The organism is Lachnospira sp. (assembly GCF_016290755.1).
GTDB classification, from domain to species: domain Bacteria; phylum Bacillota; class Clostridia; order Lachnospirales; family Lachnospiraceae; genus Lachnospira; species Lachnospira multipara.
In genome coordinates, this window is the sequence record NZ_JAEEVD010000042.1 from 1 (window position 1) to 21,009 (window position 21,009).

The window sequence follows — 21,009 nt, forward strand, 5'->3', positions numbered from 1 at the left end:
GAAATAGGGGTTTTTTTTCTATGAAGTTTAAACACATTAGTACCAAATTGCTGTGCCTTCTTATACCAACAATTATCTTGGCAATGATTATACTTACAATAGTAAGTGCTAATTTAGCAAGATCGGAATTAATTAAAAGTAATGAGGAATTAATGGAGACATCTTTAAATGGAGAAGCCTATAATATTAATACTATCCTTATGGATATTTCTTCAACAGCTAATGCAGAAGCAGCAACAGGACAGAATTTATATCAAACAGCTTCGGCAGAAGATTTAGAGCAGTCTTTAAAATCAATTGTAAGTACCTATGATGGAATTTTAGGCTCAGGTTTTTGGTTCGAACCTAATGTATATAATAATAATGAAATTTGGGGTCCTTATGCTTACAGAGAAGGTAGTAGTATTGTAACAACATATGATTACTCTACAGCAGATTATGACTATTTTAGCCAAGAATATTATAAACTTGCAAAAGCTAATACATCAGCAGTCTTTACAGACCCATATTATGATGCAACAAGTGGAATGATAATGATGACTTGTGCAGCACCTATGTTTGATGCTAATAATCAATTTATAGGATGTGTTACAGTAGATGTTGAGATTTCTGATATTAAGGAAATTGCAACAAATATTAAGGTCGGTAAGACTGGCTATGCAATGCTTCTTACATCTTCAGGTATATTTATTGGATATAAAAATGATGCGTATATTTCAAAGGCAACTAATATTGTTAATGTATCAAATTCTTCTATGGCTGAAGCAGGTAAGGAAATTTTAAGTTCTGCTACAGGTACATCGGAATTTACTGATGATGATGGTGAAGATGTAGATCTTTATTGGAAGACAATTGATAAGACTAATTGGAAATTGGCTGTAATGATTAATCAGTCAGAATTAGAAGAACCAATTTTAAGCTTGATTTTTAAGATTGTTATCATATGTATTGTAGCAGTAATAGCTGTAGCTGCAGTTATATATTTGGTTGTTAAGCAGATTACTAATTCAATAGTAAAGGTAAAGAAATTTGCAGTAGATTTATCAAACGGAGATTATACAATTCCTTCATTGAATGTTAAAACAAAAGATGAAGTAGGAGATTTAGGTAATTCTCTTAATGCTATGTATGATACCTATAAAGATATTATAGGTGCTATATCAGAACATTCTGAATCCCTTGATAATTCATCACAAATGCTAAATAATGCTACTACAGAGCTTACAAATAAGTTTGATATGATTAAGAGTAATATGTCTGAAATTAATGAAGCAGTTATGTCTTCATCAGCTGCTACTCAGGAGGTTAATGCATCTACTGAGGAAGTTAACTCATCAGTATCAATTCTTTCTGAACAGGCAGCTAAATCAAAGGATATGGCTAAGGAAATTATGTTACGAGCAAGCGATGTTGAAACAAGAAGTAAAGTTGCTTATGACAATGCTATTAGCCTATCAAAAGAATACGACGTATCACTTAAGAAGAGTATAGATAATGCAGGTATAGTAGAATCAATTGGTACTCTTGCAGGAACTATTTCAGATATTGCAGAGCAGATTAATTTGCTTTCTTTAAATGCTTCAATTGAGGCTGCTAGAGCAGGTGAACAAGGTAAGGGCTTTGCAGTAGTTGCTACTGAGATTGGTAAGTTAGCAGGAGATACAACTGAAGCAGTAGGTAAGATCCAAAATACAGTAGAAGATGTTCAAAGAGCCTTTGAAGAATTAACAGCTGATGCTCAAAAGATTCTTGCATTTGTAAATGAAACTGTTACACCAGATTATGACCAATTTGTAAAGGTTGGTAAACAATATGGTGATGATGCACATAATATTGATGAAATATCAGAAAGTATTTCTGAAATGTCATCTACAATTGAAAGAACAATGGGTGAAGTAAGTTATGCAATTAATAATATTGCAGAATCAACACAGGTTACAGCTGCAAGCTCAGCTGATAGTGTAAAGGCAGTAAGTGATGTTGCTGATGTAGTTGCAGAGGTAGTTGAAATGTCTGCAAAAGAAGAAGTGATTGCTAGTGACCTTAGTCAGGCAGTTAGTGGATTCACACTTGAATAAAGGTTAGTTGTCTTTTAGACTTCTAATAAATGTAAGCCAGCTTACAAAAGCTAAGGGCATCATAGATAAGTCAGGTCCGATTATCTATGATGCCCTTATTATTTTTTATACATGTAGTTTTTAAAACCATATAACAAGACTTGTTAGACTATAAGTCGCAATATCTATGCTATTTTCGTTGACAATTGTATACATCTAGATTACAATAATCTTTGATAATAAAATTAAAGTTAGAGGGAGGATAAAGAAGGAAAATGAGAAAAACCATGTATTATACAAGCTTTGAAGACGACTTAGTAGATAGTACTAATCAAGATTATAAGCTTAAGGATAATTATAAATGGGTACATAAGAATCCTTTCTATGTATTTTTTGCCTGGCTTTTATACATTTTCTTAACAATTCCAGTTGGACTTATATATACTAAGTTGATTCTTCGAGTTAGTTATAAGAATCGCAAGGTTTTAAGAAAGTCCAAGCTTAAGGGATATTTTTTGTATAGCAATCATACACAAGCCTTTGGAGACGTAGTCATGCCTGCAATTGCAGCATTGCCAAAAAGAATCTATACAGTGGTAAGTCCTGCGAATTTCGCACTGCCAGTTATTGGCCACATCCTAACAATGATAGGCGCCCTTCCAACACCAGATTCCATTAAGGGATTTAAGAAGTTTAGAGCTGCCTATACAAGACGAATTAGAACGGGACACCCTGTGACAATCTATCCGGAAGCCCATTTATGGCCTTATTATTCTAAGATTAGACCATTTAAGGACACTTCCTTTAGATTCCCAGTAGAGCTTAATACAGCTGCATTTTGCCAGACAGTTACATATCAGAAAAGAAGATTTTCTGATAAGGCGAAGATAACAATTTATTATGATGGTCCGTTTTATCCTGACATGACACTATCAAGTAAAGAAGCTCAAAAGAAACTACACGATGAGATTTACAATACAATGCTTTCTAGGGCAGAGAATAGTAATTACGATTACTACAATTATGTACAAAAGGATAAAGGGGAACAAAAAGCAATATAAGGGAGAGACTTATGAACATATTATACTGTGGTGACCGCAAGATGGAGCGCGGACTTTTAATGTCCACCATCTCACTATTAGATAATAGTACAGAGCCGCTTAACATCTACGTGCTAACCCTTGAACTAACCATGGCGGGAAAGCAATACAAGGCGGTCTCTAATGCATTTATTGACTTCTTGTCCGAATACATCCACCAAAGACGAGAAGGCTCAACAATAAAGATAATTGATGTATCTAAGTTCTTTGAGAAAGAGAAACCCGAAGCCAATTTAGGTACAAGATTTACACCATGCTGCATGCTAAGACTTTATGCAGATGAGATTGAGGAGATACCAGATAGAATACTCTATTTAGACACAGACGTACTAGCAAAGAAGGACTTTAGCGAATTCTATCATCAGAATATAGATAATTATGAATTTGCTGGCGTATTAGATTATTACGGTAAACATTTCTTTAGAAGGAAACCAAAGATTTTAAAGTTTGACTACTTTAATTCGGGAGTTCTACTTCTTAATATGACCAAGATTAGAGAGACTGGTCTATTTAAGAAGAGCCGTATGCGTTGCATTTCTAAGCAGATGCTAATGCCAGATCAAAGTTCTTTAAATAAGCTTGCAATAGCTAAGAAGAAGTGTGAAAGAAAGTATAATGACCAAAGACGAGATCATAACGATACGGTCTTTAGACATTTTACAACTACCTTTAGATTCTTCCCAAAGTTTAGACAAGTAACGGTTAAACCTTGGGACATGGATAGAGTTCACGAGGTATTAAAGTTACACGACTATGACGAACTATTTGACAGATATAATAGTTTGCTTAGTGAATATCAGAGTAGAAAGATTAATGATAATTGTTTAAGAGGAAGGGAATAATAATATGAGACAGACAGTACCTATATTTTTTGCTATTGATGATAATTATGCGCCATTTTTAAGTGTTGCGCTTTGTTCTTTAATTGAAAATGCATCAAAGGAGAACAACTACAAGATCCATGTAATTCATCAGGATTTAAGCGAAGTTAATAGAAGAAAGATTGCATCTCTTGCAAGAGAAAACTTTGAAATCGAATTTTGTAAGATGAAGGATACAATTGAGGATTTACAGGTAAATATGGGCCTTAGAGAAATCTATCAGACAATTACTATTTACTTTAGATTGTTTTTACCAGATATGTTCCCAGAATATGACAAGGGTATTTATATTGATAGCGATATTATTGTGCCTGGTGATATTTCAGAGCTTTATAATATCGACCTTGAAGGTAATTTAATTGGAGCTATTGCAGATACTTCTACATGCAATATTCCTCCTTTTAGAACTTATATGGAAGAGGCAATTGGAATTAAGCCAGCAGAAAAATATATTAACTCTGGTGTACTTTTAATGGATTTTAAGAAATTAAGAGAAGTGGAGATGGGTTCTAATTTCCTAAGACTCTACAATAAGTACCACTTTGATACAATTGCACCAGACCAGGATTACATAAATGCTATGTGCCACGGTAAGATTAAGTATTTAAGCGATGTTTGGGATGCTATGCCAACTGAAGGCAAGGCAGTTTTAGAAAATCCTAAGCTCATCCACTACAACTTAACAGACAAGCCATGGCAGTATGATGAAGTTCAGTATGAAAGCTATTTTTGGGAATATGCTAAGAAGAGCGAATACTACCAGGATATCCTAAATTATAAAGCTGCTTATGATCAAACAAAGAAGGATATTGATGCTAAAGAGACTAATGAAATGCTTGAAGCATCTATAAAGATTGCAAATTCTGAAAAGGCAACTTTTAAGAAGGTTTATGAATCAGGAGAAAAGGTTAGATTATTAGCTTAAAAGAGAGGGAGCTTTATGGCAGTAGGAGATAGCAAGAAGATTGTAATTGAAAATATTATTAAAGCAGCAAGAGAAGGTCGTTTTAATGATAAGGTTGAAATAGATGATGCAATTCTTTCAAGAGAAGAAAGAAAGTACATATTAGGCAAGTTTGTTAAACATAGATGTAGCATTTCATATATTTACAGAAACTTTATTGCAAGAAGAGTCGTAGATATAGCTACTAATCTAGTAAATGCAAAAACTGAGATAGTTGGCCTTGAGAATATTAAGGACTACAAGGGTGGTGCTATTGCAACAAGTAATCACTTTAATCCAGTAGATACAACAATTGTAAGATATGGTCTTAAAAAGGCAGGTAGACATAAGATGTTTATTGTAAGTCAGGATACGAATCTTTTAATGAAGGGAATTTTGAAATTCCTTACAAATTATGCGGATACAATTCCTATTAGCCCAGATAAAGACTATATGAATAGACATTTCCATAGAACTCTTAATCATCTTTTAACTAAGAAAAAGGAAATAATTTTGATTTATCCTGAGCAAGAAATGTGGTATAACTACAGAAAGCCTCGTCCACCTAAGAGAGGTGCTTACTTTTATGCGGCAAAATTTAACGTACCAATCCTTTCATTCTTTACAGAGATGATTGATGAACCTGGCACAGGAAAGCCGGGTGCTGAATTTGATAATGTTAGATACAGACTCCATGTTCTTCCAGCAATTTATCCTGATCCTAACTTAACAGAGAGGGAGAATAGCGTTCTTATGATGCAAAAGGATTATGAGCAAAAGAAGACAGCTTATGAGAAGGCTTATGGGAAAAAGTTGGAGTATGAATTTGAGAAAACAGATATAGCGGGTTGGAGATTGTAAAAACTTAGGGAAGTGGCTTGAATTTTTTACTAGTTGAGGTGTTATATGTTTCCAAATGAGAAAAAAAGAAATTTTTATATTAAATGGGGCAGTAATTTAAAGATTCCAAGGATTGCTTTTAGTGCTGTTGGTTTTATTTGTATTTTTGCTGGAATTATTTTATTGACTATGTCTTTTAATGATCCTTTTTACACTACCGCATACATTAATGGAGTTGCTACTAGTGTTAATGGCTCTTTTTATATTAGTTGTTTTTTATTGCCCTTTGGTCTTTTATATTTAATGGTTGGTCTTGTCTTCTTCCCTGTTGTTGAGAAAGGTATTCACAAAGGCGAGTATCAATATCCTGTAAATAATGTTATATATTCTATTAGTGACTTATATAATGACGCTAGATTTATTGATGATAGATTTATTGTTAGGGTTTATGGTAACTGGATGGATGTTAGTTTTAACTGGATGAATACTAAGTATTTTAGAGGACTTGGTGCTTCTAGTTGTAATGATGTTTTTACTAAAATGTATCGAATTAATAATGACCATACTTATAATGAACTTGATTTATATACTAGTATTAATGGAGATTTAAATATAAGAGGCGTTAATCTGTCTAAGAGTTTTAAATGTGGTCGTTTTAGGGGCAGAAAGTTTAACATGAATTTTGGATATGATGAGACGGGCTTTGGTCCTCACATTTATACTCTTGATACCCTTTATATTACAAACTATATGCACAAGTGGTTTGCAGATAGGGGTTATGTGGAGAAACGATAATCAGTAAAATATGGAAAGCCCACATAAGAATTTGCTTCGCAAATCAGTGGGCGTTAGGTTGCAATGTAAAATTGCAACATATTTAGAAATGTAAGTAGCTTTATTGTTTGTCTTAGGGCAGCAGTAGAGCTACTTTTTTGATGCCAATGCAAATCGGTGGACGCTTTGTTGCAATATAAAATTGCAACGTGTGGGGAAAGCCCACATAAGAATTTGCTTCGCAAATCGGTGGACGCCCTGTTGCAATATGAAATTGCAACAGGTATTGACATATACCCCGTGGGGGTATATTATATGAAATGAATCATGTATACCCCGTGGGGGTATTATATATATTAGAGTAGACTTAAAGTTAAAGGAGTGTTTTTATGCCAGATAATGCAGATAAGATAAATAAAGAGGCTGATGAGCTTGTAGAGATTGCAGCCGATGAGGTCTGTTGCCATTGTGGTGACAGAAAGAAGGAAAGGAATGATAAGGAATACAAGGATTTAATCAACAGACTAAGTAGAATTGAGGGTCAGATTAGAGGCGTTAAGAAGATGATAGAGTCAGATGCTTATTGTATCGATGTACTTAATCAGGTAAGTGCTGCAAGTTCAGCCCTTAATAGCTTTAGTAAGTTATTACTTGCAAATCACATTAAGTCTTGTGTTGTAAACGACATAAGAGAAGGCGATGATGCTTCTGTTGATGAACTTGTAAAGACCATTCAGAAGTTTATTAAGTAGATCTTTACTTAGTGATTAAAGTGACTAGATAAAACTAGTTAGTTTAAGAACTAAATTAGAAAAGATCAGGAAGGAAGATTATGGAACAGTATAATGTTACAGGTATGAGCTGTGCTGCATGCCAGGCCAGAGTCGAGAAGGCTGTTAGCAAGGTAGAAGGCGTTGAGTCTTGTGCAGTTAGCTTACTTACTAATTCCATGGGCGTTACAGGTAATGCCAAGGAAGAAGATATAATTAAGGCCATAACTAATGCAGGTTATGGAGCTAGTAAAAGAGATGATGGAAGCGCAGATGCAGAAGCTAATGGAAGCGACAAGACAGGAGCTAGCACTCATCACGCATCAAGTCAGACAAGAGGAATTGAAGAGAGTTTAGTAGATAGAGAAACACCAGTACTTATTAAGAGATTAGTAAGCTCTATCGTATTTTTACTAGTGCTTATGTACTTTAGCATGGGGCATATGATGTTTAACTGGCCATTGCCTAGCTTTTTTGATGGCAACCCAATGGCAATTGCCCTAGTTCAGATGTTTCTTGCAATTATTGTTATGTATATTAACAAGAAGTTCTTTGTTAGCGGCTTTAAGTCAGCAATTCACGGAGCTCCGAATATGGATACTCTAGTTGCCCTAGGTTCTGGCGTTTCATTTGCATGGTCATTAATCTTAGTTTTTGCAATGACAGATGCTATGACTTTGGGTGATATGGAGAGATTACACTCATATGCTCACAATCTCTATTTTGAGTCAGCGTCTATGATTGTTACACTTATTACAGTAGGTAAGCTACTTGAGTCTATTTCAAAGGGCAGAACAACAGACGCTCTTAAGGCACTTTTAAAGCTTGCAGCTAAGAAAGCTAATGTAATTCGTGATGGGGTGGAGGTAGAAGTCCCAATCGAAGAGGTTATGGTAGGTGATGTGCTAGCAGTAAGACCTGGTGAAAATGTACCAATTGACGGATTTGTACTAGAGGGTAGCACAAGTATCGATGAGTCAGCCCTTACAGGTGAGAGTATTCCTGTGGATAAGGAAGTGAATGACACAGTATTTGCAGCTACAACTAATAGATCAGGCTTTATTAAGGTTAAGGCCACAAGAGTAGGTAGAGACACTTCTCTATCTAAGATTATTCAGATGGTATCTGATGCAGCAGCCACTAAGGCCCCTATAGCTAAGGTGGCAGATAAGGTTTCTGCTATATTTGTTCCAATAGTAATTGCTATAGCAGTGATTACCTTTATTGTTTGGATGATACTTGGAGAAGATTTAGCATTTTCATTAGCAAGAGCAATATCGGTATTAGTAATTAGCTGTCCTTGTGCCCTTGGCCTTGCAACTCCAGTAGCTATTATGGTTGCCAGTGGTGTTGGGGCTAGAAACGGCGTTATGTTTAAGACAGCAGTTTCTATTGAAGAGACAGGAAAGATGCAGATTGTAGCCCTTGATAAGACAGGAACAATCACTAAGGGCGAGCCAAGCCTTACAGACGTGATTATTGATAGTAAGGAAAGAATTGAAGATGTATTAAAATATATCTATTCCCTTGAAATTAAATCAGAACATCCCCTTGCTAAAGCTATTGTAGATTACGCGAAGGAAAAGGGCGTTGTAGAAGTAGAAATCACTGACTTTGAAGCGGTTTCAGGTAACGGTCTTAAGGGTAAATTAGCTGATGGTAGTTTAATTTATGCTGGTAATGAAAGCTTTATAAAGGGCAAGGCTCCAATCTTTAAGGAATTTAGCGACATGGCTAAGAAGCTGTCAATTAGTGGAAAGACAGCCATTTTCTTAGCTAAGGATAATAATCTTTTAGCAATCCTTGGGGTGGCAGATACAATTAAGGAAGATTCTGCAAGAGCTATTAAGGAGATGCGTGAAGCAGGCCTTAGAGTAGTAATGATTACAGGTGATAACGAGCTTACAGCCAAGGCAATTGGTAAGGAAGCAGGGGTAGATGAGGTTATTGCTGGTGTCCTTCCAGAGGGTAAGGCTAAGGCAATTAATGAGCTAAAGACTAAGGGTAAGGTCCTTATGGTAGGAGATGGTATTAACGATGCCCCAGCCCTTGTGTCAGCTGATATGGGCTTTGCCATTGGTGCAGGTACTGACGTGGCTATTGAGTCAGCAGATGTGGTACTTATGAAGAGTAACTTATCAGACGTTGTGGGAGCTATTAAGCTTTCAAAGAAGGCCCTAAAGAATATTCATGAGAACTTATTCTGGGCTTTCATTTATAACATTATTGGAATTCCTCTTGCAGCAGGAGTTTATATACATCTCTTTGGTTGGAGCCTAAATCCTATATTTGGCGCAGCAGCCATGAGTTTATCAAGCTTTTGTGTAGTAACTAACGCCCTTAGACTTAACTTCTTTAAGATGCATAAGAAAGAAGAGAAGCTGGCAGTTAATGAAAATAGTGCTAATAATCTTCAAGTTAATCTAGAGAATATAGAAGTTGATCTTGAAGATTTGCAAAATAAAGAATTAATTAAAGGAGAACAAACTATGAAAAAAACAATTAAGATTACAGGTATGATGTGTGGACATTGCGAGGCTTCAGTGGTTAAGGCTCTTGAGGCCCTTGATGGTGTAAGCTCTGCAACAGCTAGCCATGAGGCAGGAGAAGCAGTAGTTGAGTTAACAAGTGAGGTCTCTAATGACACATTAAAGGCAGCAGTAGAAGCTAAGGATTATACAGTAACTGCTATTAACTAATGCTGTTATTTTGATTGAATTAGAATGGTAAAGGTGCTATAATTTATCTAGGTATTTTCGTGATATAATTTCATATTTAGGAGGATCAAGATATGTTTAAGCACCTTAACATTAGACGTAAGCTTATGCTTATGGTTATTCCATTAGGCTTAATTGGGCTTTTTTTAACAGGCTATTTTGCAAGTATGGTAAAAACCACTACTAAGGATAGTGAGAAGCTTTATTATGAGCAGCTATATACAGTTAGTTCAGAGGTACTATCTGCAGATAGAGATCTTTGTAGAGCTGCTACTGTAGAATTGTATTTTATAATTTATGCTTCTTCACGCTCTGATAAGGGAGCGCAATTAATCGAGAATTTTAATAGTTATCTAAAGACAACTGAAGAACATATTGGTAATGTTGAAAGCTTGATTGATAAGTATCCAGAAATTGGAAGCCATGTTTATGAAGGAACTAGTATTAATAAAGCCATAGAAGCCTTCTGGGATTATTATAATACTGGTAATGATGCTTACGATTTCTCAACTTTTACAGGAGATATATCTCTTCAGATGAATAACTTAATAGCAGCAAGGGATGAACTTGAGATTATACAAGATATTATTAGTGATTATGCAACAAATTCAAAAACAGATAATGAAGCTTCGATTGCAAAATCTATTTTTGCAGCAGGTGTGGTTGCAGCTATCCTTTATATAATTGTAATTATTATGGATACCTTAATGATTAGATATATTAGAATTAATCTTGTTAAGGTGGATGATGATATTAATACTTTAGCTAATAATGATTTGGCTTTTGACCCATTTATTCTAGATAACAACGATGAAATTGGTTCTTTATCTAAGTCGGCAGATAAGCTACAGGAAGGGTTATCAGATATTGTAGGTCAGATTTATGATTCTTCTGATAGCGTTTCAGCTTCAAGTAGAAATATTTCACAACTTGCTTCAGTTTGTAATGAGCAGATTGAATCAGTGGCTCAGGCTGTTAATGATATGGCTACAACAGCCACAACACAGGCTGGTGATATTACTCAGTTATCTAACAACATGAATGATATTCAAGGCCTTATTGATGAGAATGGAAATGCTTCTCAAAATCTTGCAGATGCTTCCGGTGAAATTGATAATGTAACAGCAGAAGGTATGAAAGAAGTAGAAAGACTTATGGAGGTTACAAAGGCATCTCTTGAGTCATTCAATCAGATTTTCTCTTTACTTACAGGTATTACAGAATCCGCTACAAAGATTGGAGAGGCAAGTTCCCTTATTACAGATATTGCTTCTCAGACAAATCTCCTTTCATTAAATGCTTCTATTGAGGCAGCAAGAGCAGGTGAGGCAGGTAGAGGCTTTGCTGTTGTAGCAGAACAGATTAGACAGTTATCAGAGCAGTCAGCAGGTTCTGCTAGCACAATTAATGAAATGTTAGATGCCTTAAAGAAGGCCAGTGATTTAGCAGATAAACAGAGTAAGGTAGTTAAAGATAACGTTAATTTACAGAATGAGTCTGTTGAGGCTACTAGAGGTAAGTTTGTAGATATTGTTGATTCTATTAGTAAGGTTAATGAAGCTATTAAGAGAATTACAGAGGTTAATGACGTTATTAATACAAACTTCTCACAGGTTAATGACTTAGTAACTTCTCTTTCAGCAGCGGCAGAGGAAAATGCAGCAAGCAGTGAAGAGATTGCTGCTACAACAGATATGATTAAGTCTAGTGTTGGAAATGTTTACGAAGTATCTAAGGAAATCGATAGGGAAGCAGATACCCTTGCAGATGAGGTTAAACATTTTAAGATTAGAGGTCGTTAATGCCATAAGTATATAAAATACACACATAAAATCGGAAACGTGCGAAATTTGCACGTTTCCGATTTTTAAAGTTCAGTATAAAAAATTGACCGAATTATTGAAATTCTATAGTATTATATTGTTGCAAAATTATGTGACTAAAAAGGAAATTAAAGAAATTAAGTCGGAGGTTAGAATATGGATTTTTTAAGTCTTTTAAAATTTATCCTATTCCTTGTTGTGGGATTTGCTCTCTTAGTTAAGGGCGCTGACTGGTTTGTTGAGGGTGCTGCAGGTGTAGCAGTAAAGCTTGGTATTCCAGAAATTATTGTAGGTTTAACAATTGTTGCCATGGGTACTTCAGCTCCAGAAGCTGCCGTAAGTATTACATCAGCTTTTAAGGGCAGTGCTGATATTACAATTGGTAATGTAGTTGGTAGTAACATTATGAATGTTGCTATTATTCTTGGTTTAACAGCGGTTATAACAACTATTGCCGTTTTAAAGACAACAATCTTTATTGATATTCCATTTACACTTGCAGTAACACTTGTACTTTTAGTACTTGGTCTTGATGGTCAGGTTAGCAGAGTAGATGGTGTTATTTTATGGGTATTATTTATTGGCTATCTTGCTTACTTATTTATCTGGACTAAGAAGAATAAGGATAATGGCGAAGCAGAGGAATCAGATGAAATTGAAGCAGGTAAGAAGTTACCAATTTGGAAGTTATTTTGCTTAATTGTTATTGGTATTGTCTTAATTGTCTTTGGTTCAAATGTAGCAGTCGATGGTGCAAAGGGAATTGCTAAGATTTGTGGTATGTCAGATAGACTTATTGGTCTTACAATTGTAGCTCTTGGTACTTCACTTCCTGAGCTTGTTACTTCAGTAACTGCAGCTAAACGTGGTAATGCAGATCTTGCAGTTGGTAATATCGTTGGTAGTAACATTTTCAATATTCTTTTTGTAGTAGGTACATCAGCACTTATTATTCCTGTTACTTTCCAAGCTGCATTTATTGTGGATTCTATCATCGCAACAGTTGTTATGGTGATTTTATTCCTTTGCGTAGTAAGAAAGAAGGAACTTAATAGATTAGGTGGATTTGTGTTACTAATTTCCTACCTTGCTTACTTTATTTATTTGCTTGTAAAGTAGCATAATTACTTGATTAAAACAGCTGCAATAGTTATAATATAGTTAAATCATTTGTTGTAAAGGGGAGGAGTCTATGAACGTTGGTTTACTAGTGTTATATTGGACAGCAGCTGTAATGTTAATCGGACTCATGATTAGAGTATACAAAGAACATGAAGCTATAGGTAAAAGTTTACTTATGGCTTCATTTTGTGCTATTGGATCAATTTTTAGTTATTCCGTAAATTTTCTGACTAACGATTACACAGCAATGTCCATAGGCGTTAGTATCAATTTAATTTTCCAAGATTATTTACTTATTAGTTTGTTTCACTACTGTGTGGATTTTACAAGACTTAGAAATCTCTATTTAACAGTAGTTGAGTGGATCTTTATTATTGTAGGGCTTGCAGATGCCTTCGTGTTTATTATGAACATTTTCAATGAAAGAGCACTAAAATTTAGCTATAACATGGTGGGTAACGGCTATGTTTTAGGCTATGAGGCAAGTACAGGCTTTGCAATTCATGCTATCTATGACATTTTCATTTTGGCATTTATTATATCTATATTATTTATAAAATGTCTTCGAATCCCTTATGTTTACTGGGGAAGATACAGTTCTTTAATCATTGGTAGCATATTGGTTTTATTAGTAAAGTATCTTTTTATTTCAGATTATGTGGATATTCGATTTGATATTTCTATTTTGTTTTACGCTTTGCTGGGAGTGTTGCTTTATTGGAACACCTTCTGGTATTCAAAAAAAACAATGCTTCATATCACTCATACCATGATTATTGACCACATGAAGGTGCCGGTAATTCTTTTTGATTATGAGGGCGTAGTTGCGGATTTTAATACAGCCCTAGCAGAGATTTTCCCAGATATTGAGCTTGATAACAGGGATCAGACTATTGAATGGTTTATCTTTAATAAAAAATGTAAAGACCTTGCCACAAAAACTGAATTTACTTGGACTGTTAATGAAAAAATCTATGAGTGTAAGGTTCACAAGCTTTATAGTGGTGCGAGGAGATTACTAGGCGTAATCCTTGTAATGCAGGATGTAACGGATTTAACAAAGGCCTATGATGACTTGGAAAGATCAGTTACCTTTGATGCCCTAACAGGACTTTATAACAAGCGCAGCTTTTACAGAGAGTGTGCAAAAAATCTAAACAACTACCTTACAATCTGCGTCACAGATATAGATAATTTAAGCCGTATTAATGACAATTACGGTCAGGACGTTGGAGATAGAGTACTTATGGGCCTTGCCAACATTTTAACAGAAAAAACTTCTAAGAAGGATTTCATAGCACGTCTTGATGGTGGTAACATCGTAATCCTTTCAAGAAAGAGGGATAAGGCACTATACCTTGAGATGGAAGAGATTATGGAGACAATTCAGAAGCGACTTTCTACAAAGAAGATGAGAGTTACTGCGGAATTTGGTCTTGTGGCTCTTAATAAAAATGAACCAGTAGACACCAATGTAAACATCGCCATAACTTCTATGCGTAATAAGAAAATGTTGTCGAAGGATTCAGCTAGAAGCTCCCTTGTGGGCTCTCTAAAGCAGGGGCTTAACGAGTATGACACAGCTGCTGATAAGCAGATTGAAAGAGAGAGAATTCTTTGTAATAAATTTGCATTGGCTCTTGATTTAACAGAATTAGAGATGGGACAGCTAGCCATGCTTGCTACTCTTCATGATATTGGTAAGGTTTCAATTCCAAACTCTGTGCTTATGAAAAATGGAGCACTTGACGAGGATGAGAAGGCGCTTATGAGAACCCATCCAGAAAAGGGTTATAGAATTGCAAAGGCAGCCAAGGAGCTTGAAGGCATCGCCGATGACATTCGTTCACATCATGAAAGATATGATGGTAGCGGCTATCCTGATGGTCTTAAAGGAGAGGAAATTCCCCTCCTTGCAAGAATCTTTTCTATTGTAGATGCTTACGATGCCATGACCCACGACAGACCATATAGAAAGACTCTTACAAAGGAAGAGGCTGTAAAAGAACTTATAGATTGTAGCGGAAGCCAGTTTGATCCAAAGCTAGTGGAGGTTTTTGTAACTAAGGTTATAAGATAGGATTTTTGTGACTTGTTAATTTATATCCGATTCGGCAAGGTTTGCTTTTGCGGGCGACATTGGCCTATGAATCGGCGATAGAAAAAATAAGAGTGGGGGAGCAATATGAAAAAGAAGGGAAGACATAATTTCAAATCTAAAACAGAGCAAAATCTCATATCCATAGGAATTGGCCTAGTGATTGGCATTGTGCTGATTATATCCATAATCGGAGTAATGCAGCTAATGAACAAGAACAAAAGCAAAATAAAGCCAAAGACCTTTAGCTATGAGATTGATGAAAATGATGAAGTTACCATTCTTGGCCTATCGGACTGGGGAAAGGATGCCGCCCTTGTGGTTATCCCAGAGACTATTGATGGAAAGCGGGTTGAGTCAATTGCAGACAATGCCTTTAGCGACAACAACAATATAACCAGCATCAGCCTTCCAAATGGCCTTGAAAAGATTGGCAACAGAGCTTTTTATAATTGCCGTAAGCTAACAGAAATCACACTGCCGGATAGCCTAATTTCTGTAGGTTCTGAGTGCTTTGCAAACTGTGGTGTAACTACAATTCGCTTCCCGAAAAACATGGTAAGCATAGGAATTAACGCTTGCCTAAATATTGAAAATGTAGAGTATTATAGCGGCTTTGTCACAGGAGCCCCTTGGGGCGCAACTAATGCAACGGCTGTGACAGAATAGTGGGGCTAGATACATTTTCATAATGTCAAGACTCGCTCATGAGTCTTGCGCGCCGGATTCGGGTCTGATTCAGCAGACCCGAATCCGTGCGCATCCTCGCGGAGCGTTTAACTCAAAAATAAGCCAACTAACGGATTGCAAATGCTTTCAATTAGCTGGCTTTTATTATTGTTCTGATTGAATATTAAAGCTTAAGTCTTAAAGCTTAAAATCTAAAGTTTTAAATCTTAAACTGGTGTAGTTTCTACTTTCCAAGCTGGACTAAAATCCAATTTAAAATATCCTGATAAACTGTCTCTCTATCAAGCTCGTTTAAAATCTCGTGGCGGTCGCCCTCGTAGAGCTTAAGAGTGATGTTGTTAATGCGCTTAGAATATCTTTGATAGAGCTTCTTCACATCCTTAGCATAGCCACCTACCGGATCCATAGTGCCGGAAGCCATAAGCATAGGTAAATCTGCTGGAATCTTGTCGATGTTGTGTTGCTTTGAGATATACTTGATAGTTCTAAACATACCCTTGTAGGCATTGATTGTGAATAGGAAAGTGCAGTATTTATCGTGCACGTAGCGGTCCACAATCTCCTCATCGCGGCTAATCCAGTCGCTTGGAGTCTTTGGATTCTTGATTTTATTGTTGTAACTTGAACTCATGGCATTTGCAAGAAACTGTGAGCGGTGACGCTCCCCCTTAAATAAGCCGATAATGTTAGTTAATGTTAATGCAAATGAGATCAATGGCTTTGCCTGGTTTCCTGTGCCGGAAAGAATCACGCCATCAAGTTCGTCTCCGTAAATGCTAATGTACTTTCTTGTCATAAAAGAGCCCATGCTGTGACCTAATAGAAAATATGGCACATTAGGGTATTTCGCCTTGATTATGTTAGTTAAGTGGTGCATGTCGTGAACCAGCGCATTCTCTGGATTCTCGTGTCTAAAGTAGCCTAAGTCCTCCTCGCAGCTTGCAGTATGACCGTGTCCCAGATGGTCATTGCCTACCACTAAGATTCCTGCTTGTGTAAGAAAATGTGCAAAGTCCGCATATCTTTCGATATACTCCACCATGCCATGCGCAATCTGTAAAATTGCAATTGGTTTTGGATAAAGAGCCTTATCAGGCTTCCAAATCATCACGTGTACATTTGATTTTTGGTCACATGATATAAAGTTTCGTTCTCCCATATTATGTCGTTGTCCTTTCATTTCCTCTACTCTTTATTCAGTTTTTCACTGTACTTATTATACATTTTTAGTTAATTAAAAACAAGATTAATTAGCCGGCATAAAAGGTGACTTCTAAGGAATTCCCCCAAAATTTGATGTTGTATTTTGGGCTTTATTACTGTATAATTTTTCAGATAAGAAAGTTGTACGTAATTTTTTTTATCCAAACAGGAAGATATGACCTAAGAGCATATACTATTTATGTTTAAGAGAGAAAGGAAAAATTATGATTAGTAAATTAATTAAGAAAATTGTTGAGACAGATGCACCAATCGTTGTAGGTCTTGACCCTCAGATGAAGTTCATTCCACAGCACATTAAGGAGGCTACTTTTGAGGAGTATGGCGAAAGTTTAGAAGGCGCAAGTGAGGCTATATGGAGATTTAACAAGGAAATCATCGATAAGATTTATGATGTTGTTCCAGCTGTTAAACCACAGATTGCCATGTATGAACAATTTGGTATTCCTGGTTTGGTAGCATTTAAAAGAACTGTTGACTATTGCCACGAAAAGGGCTTAGTAGTTATTGGTGATGTTAAGAGAGGCGATATTGGCTCAACTTCAGAGAGCTATGCAATCGCTCATATTGGTAAGATTAAGGTTGGTTCTAAGGAATTCACACCTTTCGATGAGGATTTTGCAACAGTAAATCCATATCTTGGTTCAGATGGTATCGATCCATTTGTTAAGGTTTGTAATGAGAATGACAGAGGTTTATTCATTCTTGTTAAGACATCTAATCCTTCTTCAGGAGAATTTCAGGATAGATTAATTGATGGCAAGCCACTTTACGAAGTAGTTGGTCAGAAGGTAAGAGAATGGGGCGAGGCTTCAATGGATGGAGATTACTCTAACATTGGTGCTGTAGTCGGTGCTACATATCCAGAAATGGGTAGAGCACTTCGTAAGATTATGCCTAAGAATTTCATCTTAGTACCTGGTTACGGTGCTCAGGGTGGTCAGGGTAAGGACTTAGTAGATTTCTTTAACCCAGATGGTTTAGGTGCAATCGTTAACAGCTCAAGAGGAATTATTGCAGCATATACAAAGGATGCTTATGCTAAGTTTGGTGATAAGAACTTTGGCGATGCAGCAAGACAGGCTGTGATGGATATGAAGGCGGATATTAACGGGGCTCTTGGTAAGTAAAGATCATTTGAAGAAGGAGATTTTATGACTTTTAGAGAAAATGCAACTATCGCTAAGGCATCTAAGCTTGCCAACGGCGTATTTGAAATTTGGTTTGAGACTAAGGATATTGCAAAGAATGCCATCCCTGGTCAGTTCATTTCGGTTTATTCTAATCACGGGGAGAGATTACTTCCTCGTCCAATTAGTATTTGTCGAATTGATGGGGATTTGCTAAGAATCGTATATAGAGTTGTAGGTGCTGGAACTGATGAGTTTTCTAAGATGCAGGCCGGTGAAAAGCTTACAATTCAGGGACCTTTAGGAAACGGTTACGAGCTTGATAAGATTAAAGCTGCCATTGAAGCTAAGGGTGGAAACTTTAAGAAGGCTCTTTTATTTGGTGGTGGAATTGGCGTGCCTCCAATGCTTGAACTTGCTGCAAACCTTGATATTCAGACTGACGTAGTACTTGGATATAGGGATCAGGAGAATTTCTTAAAGGATGAATTTGAAAATGTATCAACTGTTCACATCGCAACAGATGACGGTTCAGTTGGTTTCCATGGAAATGTAATCGATGCGGCTAAGGCAGAAGAGCTTAAGGCTGATGTTATATTTGCATGTGGACCACTTCCAATGCTTAAGGGAGTAAAGGCTTATGCTAAAGAACTTGGTGTTCCTGCCTACATTTCCCTTGAAGAGAAGATGGCTTGCGGCATTGGTGCCTGTCTTGCTTGTGTCTGTAAGACACATAAAAAGGACGAGCATTCACAGGTAAACAACGCAAGAGTTTGTAAAGAAGGTCCAGTATTTGATGCAGCGGAGGTGGAAATTTAATGAGTAATGTAAATTTAAAAGTTAATCTTTGTGGCGTTGATTTTAAGAACCCTGTAACAGTTGCTTCTGGTACATTTGGTTCAGGTATGGAATATTCAGAATTTGTTGATTTAAATAGACTTGGCGCAGTTACAACTAAGGGTGTGGCTATCACTCCTTGGGCTGGTAACCCAACTCCAAGAATTGCTGAAACTTATGGTGGTATGATTAATGCTATAGGACTTCAAAATCCAGGTCTTGATACATTTTTAAAAAGAGACATCCCATTTCTTAAAAACTACGATACTAAGATTATTGTAAATGTATGCGGACATTCTGAGGAAGAGTATGTGGAAGCGGTTAAGCGTCTTGCGGATGCTCCTGTTGATATGCTTGAAATCAATATTTCTTGCCCTAACGTTAAGGAGGGCGGTATTGCTTTCGGTACAGTACCAGCTTCTGCTGAGAAGATCACTAAAGCCGTAAAGGCCGTTGCAAAGCAGCCTATTATTATGAAGCTTTCACCAAATGTAACAAGCATCGCTGATATGGCTAGAGCTTGCGAGGCTGGTGGCGCTGATGCAGTTTCTCTTATTAACACTCTTACAGGTATGAAGATTGATATTAATAGAAGAACATTTGCAGTAGCTAATAAGACTGGTGGTATGTCAGGCCCTGCTGTTAAGCCAGTGGCAGTGCGCATGGTTTACGAGGTTGCTAATGCTGTTAATCTTCCTATCATTGGTATGGGTGGTATTAGAAATGCAGAAGATGCCCTTGAATTCATCATGGCCGGCGCAACTCTTGTTTCTGTTGGTACTGCAAACTTCAACGACCCACTTACAACTATCAAGGTAGTTGAGGGCTTAGAAGAATTCTGCGACAAGAATGGTGTTAAGGATATTAAGGAATTAATCGGTTGCGTGAAGTAAAATAAGCGTAATACATTGAACGCAGTGTAAGCAATCCCCCGCTTTAAAAGCGTAAGCTTTAAGCGGGGGTATAAAGCTTACTAGTGTCAGAAGGGGTTAAAGCCCCTTCTGACAGGTGGCACAAAGTGCCACTGCGTTCATGAGGAAGTAGCGAAGCGGATTCCGAATGTCCGCTTTACTTGAAAATTAGATAGTCTTGAGTAAGACTTTAGAAAGTCTCGGAAGCGTAGCTTCCGGGACTTTTTTATTGGAGCGTGGGAGATTACTGGTCTAACTATGCTATGGGGTGAGATGCATTAGATGATGCTTTACCACTTATCTAGATTGGAGAGCCTTGTAGTTTCGGGCTCTTGTGCCTAAGGGGAGTGAAATACCTTATCTAAGGCACAGAAGAATTCTTCTAAGCCCTCCGGCAGCTCTAATCAATCGGCTTGTTATATAGCCTTTTGTGGCTACTGCAAGCTTTTCTTTCTAATAAAGTCACTATTTTTCGAGAGCCGAAAAAATTGCTTGTGCTTTTTTTCTCGCATATTGCAAGAAAAAGCACAAAAAGCTTCTTGGAAGCGGTGGAGAGCTTAGAAACTAAGGGAAAGGTTGTGCCTGTATTTAGAAGAAATTCGCGGTATGGCCACATCATGTCTTTTTTATTCAAAAAGTCCGTTGACTTTTTCACGCACAATTTAAATTCCTAGGCACTCCCCACTAGTTCAGCCAAGAAAGGTAGTAAACCAAGCCCTAAATTATGCAAATTGCCCCACAAGCTAAGTTGATTACAGGAAACGCCGAATCCCCGACCTACACCACACCCTCGACTCACGCTAAACTCCCGCCTCACACCACACAGGGTTCAGCAAAGCTAGAACCCATACCCCTTCGCCTCCCACTACTTTTTTCATTATATTCATTGAAATTAAACATTTCTAATAGTATAATATAACTATATGCATCGTGAAATTCAATAGTAGGAGGTCAGAGTATGCCTAGTAGTAATGCTAATAGGGAGTCTAAGAGTCGCATGAATATGCTCGTGCTCTTAATGTTATTGGTTATTATACCAACCGTTTGTAGCGCTCTTATTCTTAATTATATGAGCTGCTCAATTTTTAGTTCAAA

At 36.8% G+C, this 21,009-nt stretch carries 16 protein-coding genes; 15 read left to right on the plus strand and 1 reads right to left on the minus strand.

Annotation, left to right across the window (positions count from 1 at the left end; translation table 11 throughout):
* Positions 1-152: 152 nt before the first annotated feature.
* The 12 genes from QVA17_RS09655 to QVA17_RS09710 all read left to right on the plus strand — a co-directional run bounded on the left by QVA17_RS09655 (position 153) and on the right by QVA17_RS09710 (position 15,794).
* Positions 153-2,078, plus strand: a complete 1,926-nt coding sequence (locus QVA17_RS09655) for a methyl-accepting chemotaxis protein (RefSeq protein ID WP_442911568.1) — start codon at positions 153-155, stop codon at positions 2,076-2,078.
* A 254-nt stretch (positions 2,079-2,332) separates the two neighbouring features.
* Complete coding sequence (locus QVA17_RS09660; RefSeq protein WP_287388444.1) at positions 2,333-3,118, plus strand: lysophospholipid acyltransferase family protein; 786 nt, start codon at positions 2,333-2,335, stop codon at positions 3,116-3,118.
* A gap of 11 nt (positions 3,119-3,129) precedes the next feature.
* Positions 3,130-3,999: a glycosyltransferase gene (locus QVA17_RS09665; protein WP_287388447.1), complete on the plus strand. Its 870-nt coding sequence runs from the start codon at positions 3,130-3,132 to the stop codon at positions 3,997-3,999.
* Between the two features lie 4 nt (positions 4,000-4,003).
* Positions 4,004-4,963, plus strand: a complete 960-nt coding sequence (locus QVA17_RS09670) for a glycosyltransferase family 8 protein (protein ID WP_287388452.1) — start codon at positions 4,004-4,006, stop codon at positions 4,961-4,963.
* A 15-nt stretch (positions 4,964-4,978) separates the two neighbouring features.
* Entirely contained in the window at positions 4,979-5,842 is an 864-nt protein-coding gene (locus QVA17_RS09675; RefSeq protein ID WP_287388453.1) for a lysophospholipid acyltransferase family protein, read from the plus strand.
* 45 nt (positions 5,843-5,887) lie between these two features.
* Entirely contained in the window at positions 5,888-6,616 is a 729-nt protein-coding gene (locus tag QVA17_RS09680) for a hypothetical protein (RefSeq protein WP_287388456.1), read from the plus strand.
* Positions 6,617-6,984: 368 nt separating this feature from the next.
* The gene (locus QVA17_RS09685) at positions 6,985-7,347 is read left to right on the plus strand and encodes a metal-sensing transcriptional repressor (RefSeq protein WP_287388459.1); all 363 of its coding nucleotides are present in this window, start codon (positions 6,985-6,987) and stop codon (positions 7,345-7,347) included.
* Positions 7,348-7,427: 80 nt separating this feature from the next.
* Complete coding sequence (locus tag QVA17_RS09690) at positions 7,428-10,064, plus strand: heavy metal translocating P-type ATPase (protein ID WP_287388461.1); 2,637 nt, start codon at positions 7,428-7,430, stop codon at positions 10,062-10,064.
* A 92-nt stretch (positions 10,065-10,156) separates the two neighbouring features.
* The gene (locus QVA17_RS09695) at positions 10,157-11,884 is read left to right on the plus strand and encodes a methyl-accepting chemotaxis protein (protein ID WP_287388464.1); all 1,728 of its coding nucleotides are present in this window, start codon (positions 10,157-10,159) and stop codon (positions 11,882-11,884) included.
* Positions 11,885-12,061: 177 nt separating this feature from the next.
* Positions 12,062-13,024, plus strand: coding sequence for a calcium/sodium antiporter (locus tag QVA17_RS09700; protein WP_287388465.1), 963 nt, complete (start codon positions 12,062-12,064; stop codon positions 13,022-13,024).
* Between the two features lie 73 nt (positions 13,025-13,097).
* The gene (locus QVA17_RS09705) at positions 13,098-15,107 is read left to right on the plus strand and encodes an HD domain-containing phosphohydrolase (RefSeq protein ID WP_287388467.1); all 2,010 of its coding nucleotides are present in this window, start codon (positions 13,098-13,100) and stop codon (positions 15,105-15,107) included.
* A gap of 105 nt (positions 15,108-15,212) precedes the next feature.
* A complete protein-coding gene (locus QVA17_RS09710) occupies positions 15,213-15,794 on the plus strand; it encodes a leucine-rich repeat domain-containing protein (RefSeq protein ID WP_287388469.1) in 582 nt (193 codons plus the stop codon).
* Between the two features lie 244 nt (positions 15,795-16,038).
* On the opposite strand, the gene QVA17_RS09715 is transcribed toward QVA17_RS09710, so the two are convergent.
* Positions 16,039-16,974: an alpha/beta fold hydrolase gene (locus QVA17_RS09715; protein ID WP_287388472.1), complete on the minus strand. Its 936-nt coding sequence runs from the start codon at positions 16,972-16,974 to the stop codon at positions 16,039-16,041.
* Between the two features lie 268 nt (positions 16,975-17,242).
* On the opposite strand from QVA17_RS09715, the gene pyrF reads away from it, so the two are divergent.
* Genes pyrF through QVA17_RS09730 form a run of 3 tightly spaced genes read left to right on the plus strand, consistent with a single transcriptional unit; the run spans position 17,243 to position 19,896 of the window.
* Positions 17,243-18,166: an orotidine-5'-phosphate decarboxylase gene (gene pyrF, locus QVA17_RS09720; protein WP_287388474.1), complete on the plus strand. Its 924-nt coding sequence runs from the start codon at positions 17,243-17,245 to the stop codon at positions 18,164-18,166.
* 24 nt (positions 18,167-18,190) lie between these two features.
* Complete coding sequence (locus QVA17_RS09725; protein WP_287388477.1) at positions 18,191-18,985, plus strand: dihydroorotate dehydrogenase electron transfer subunit; 795 nt, start codon at positions 18,191-18,193, stop codon at positions 18,983-18,985.
* Positions 18,985-19,896 (plus strand): dihydroorotate dehydrogenase, encoded by a 912-nt coding sequence (locus QVA17_RS09730; protein ID WP_287388478.1) that lies wholly within the window; start codon positions 18,985-18,987, stop codon positions 19,894-19,896. The genes QVA17_RS09725 and QVA17_RS09730 overlap by 1 nt, the downstream gene beginning before the upstream one ends.
* Positions 19,897-21,009 lie beyond the last annotated feature (1,113 nt).

Coding starts and splice junctions, on each gene's coding strand:
- QVA17_RS09730 (WP_287388478.1), top strand. CDS start 18,985: ATGAGTAATGTAAATTTAAAAGTTAATCTTTGTGGCGTTGATTTTAAG.
- QVA17_RS09680 (WP_287388456.1), top strand. CDS start 5,888: ATGTTTCCAAATGAGAAAAAAAGAAATTTTTATATTAAATGGGGCAGT.
- QVA17_RS09655 (WP_442911568.1), top strand. CDS start 153: ATGGAGACATCTTTAAATGGAGAAGCCTATAATATTAATACTATCCTT.
- QVA17_RS09690 (WP_287388461.1), top strand. CDS start 7,428: ATGGAACAGTATAATGTTACAGGTATGAGCTGTGCTGCATGCCAGGCC.
- QVA17_RS09710 (WP_287388469.1), top strand. CDS start 15,213: ATGAAAAAGAAGGGAAGACATAATTTCAAATCTAAAACAGAGCAAAAT.
- QVA17_RS09705 (WP_287388467.1), top strand. CDS start 13,098: ATGAACGTTGGTTTACTAGTGTTATATTGGACAGCAGCTGTAATGTTA.
- QVA17_RS09685 (WP_287388459.1), top strand. CDS start 6,985: ATGCCAGATAATGCAGATAAGATAAATAAAGAGGCTGATGAGCTTGTA.
- QVA17_RS09700 (WP_287388465.1), top strand. CDS start 12,062: ATGGATTTTTTAAGTCTTTTAAAATTTATCCTATTCCTTGTTGTGGGA.
- QVA17_RS09670 (WP_287388452.1), top strand. CDS start 4,004: ATGAGACAGACAGTACCTATATTTTTTGCTATTGATGATAATTATGCG.
- QVA17_RS09660 (WP_287388444.1), top strand. CDS start 2,333: ATGAGAAAAACCATGTATTATACAAGCTTTGAAGACGACTTAGTAGAT.
- pyrF (WP_287388474.1), top strand. CDS start 17,243: ATGATTAGTAAATTAATTAAGAAAATTGTTGAGACAGATGCACCAATC.
- QVA17_RS09675 (WP_287388453.1), top strand. CDS start 4,979: ATGGCAGTAGGAGATAGCAAGAAGATTGTAATTGAAAATATTATTAAA.
- QVA17_RS09695 (WP_287388464.1), top strand. CDS start 10,157: ATGTTTAAGCACCTTAACATTAGACGTAAGCTTATGCTTATGGTTATT.
- QVA17_RS09725 (WP_287388477.1), top strand. CDS start 18,191: ATGACTTTTAGAGAAAATGCAACTATCGCTAAGGCATCTAAGCTTGCC.
- QVA17_RS09715 (WP_287388472.1), bottom strand. CDS start 16,974: ATGGGAGAACGAAACTTTATATCATGTGACCAAAAATCAAATGTACAC.
- QVA17_RS09665 (WP_287388447.1), top strand. CDS start 3,130: ATGAACATATTATACTGTGGTGACCGCAAGATGGAGCGCGGACTTTTA.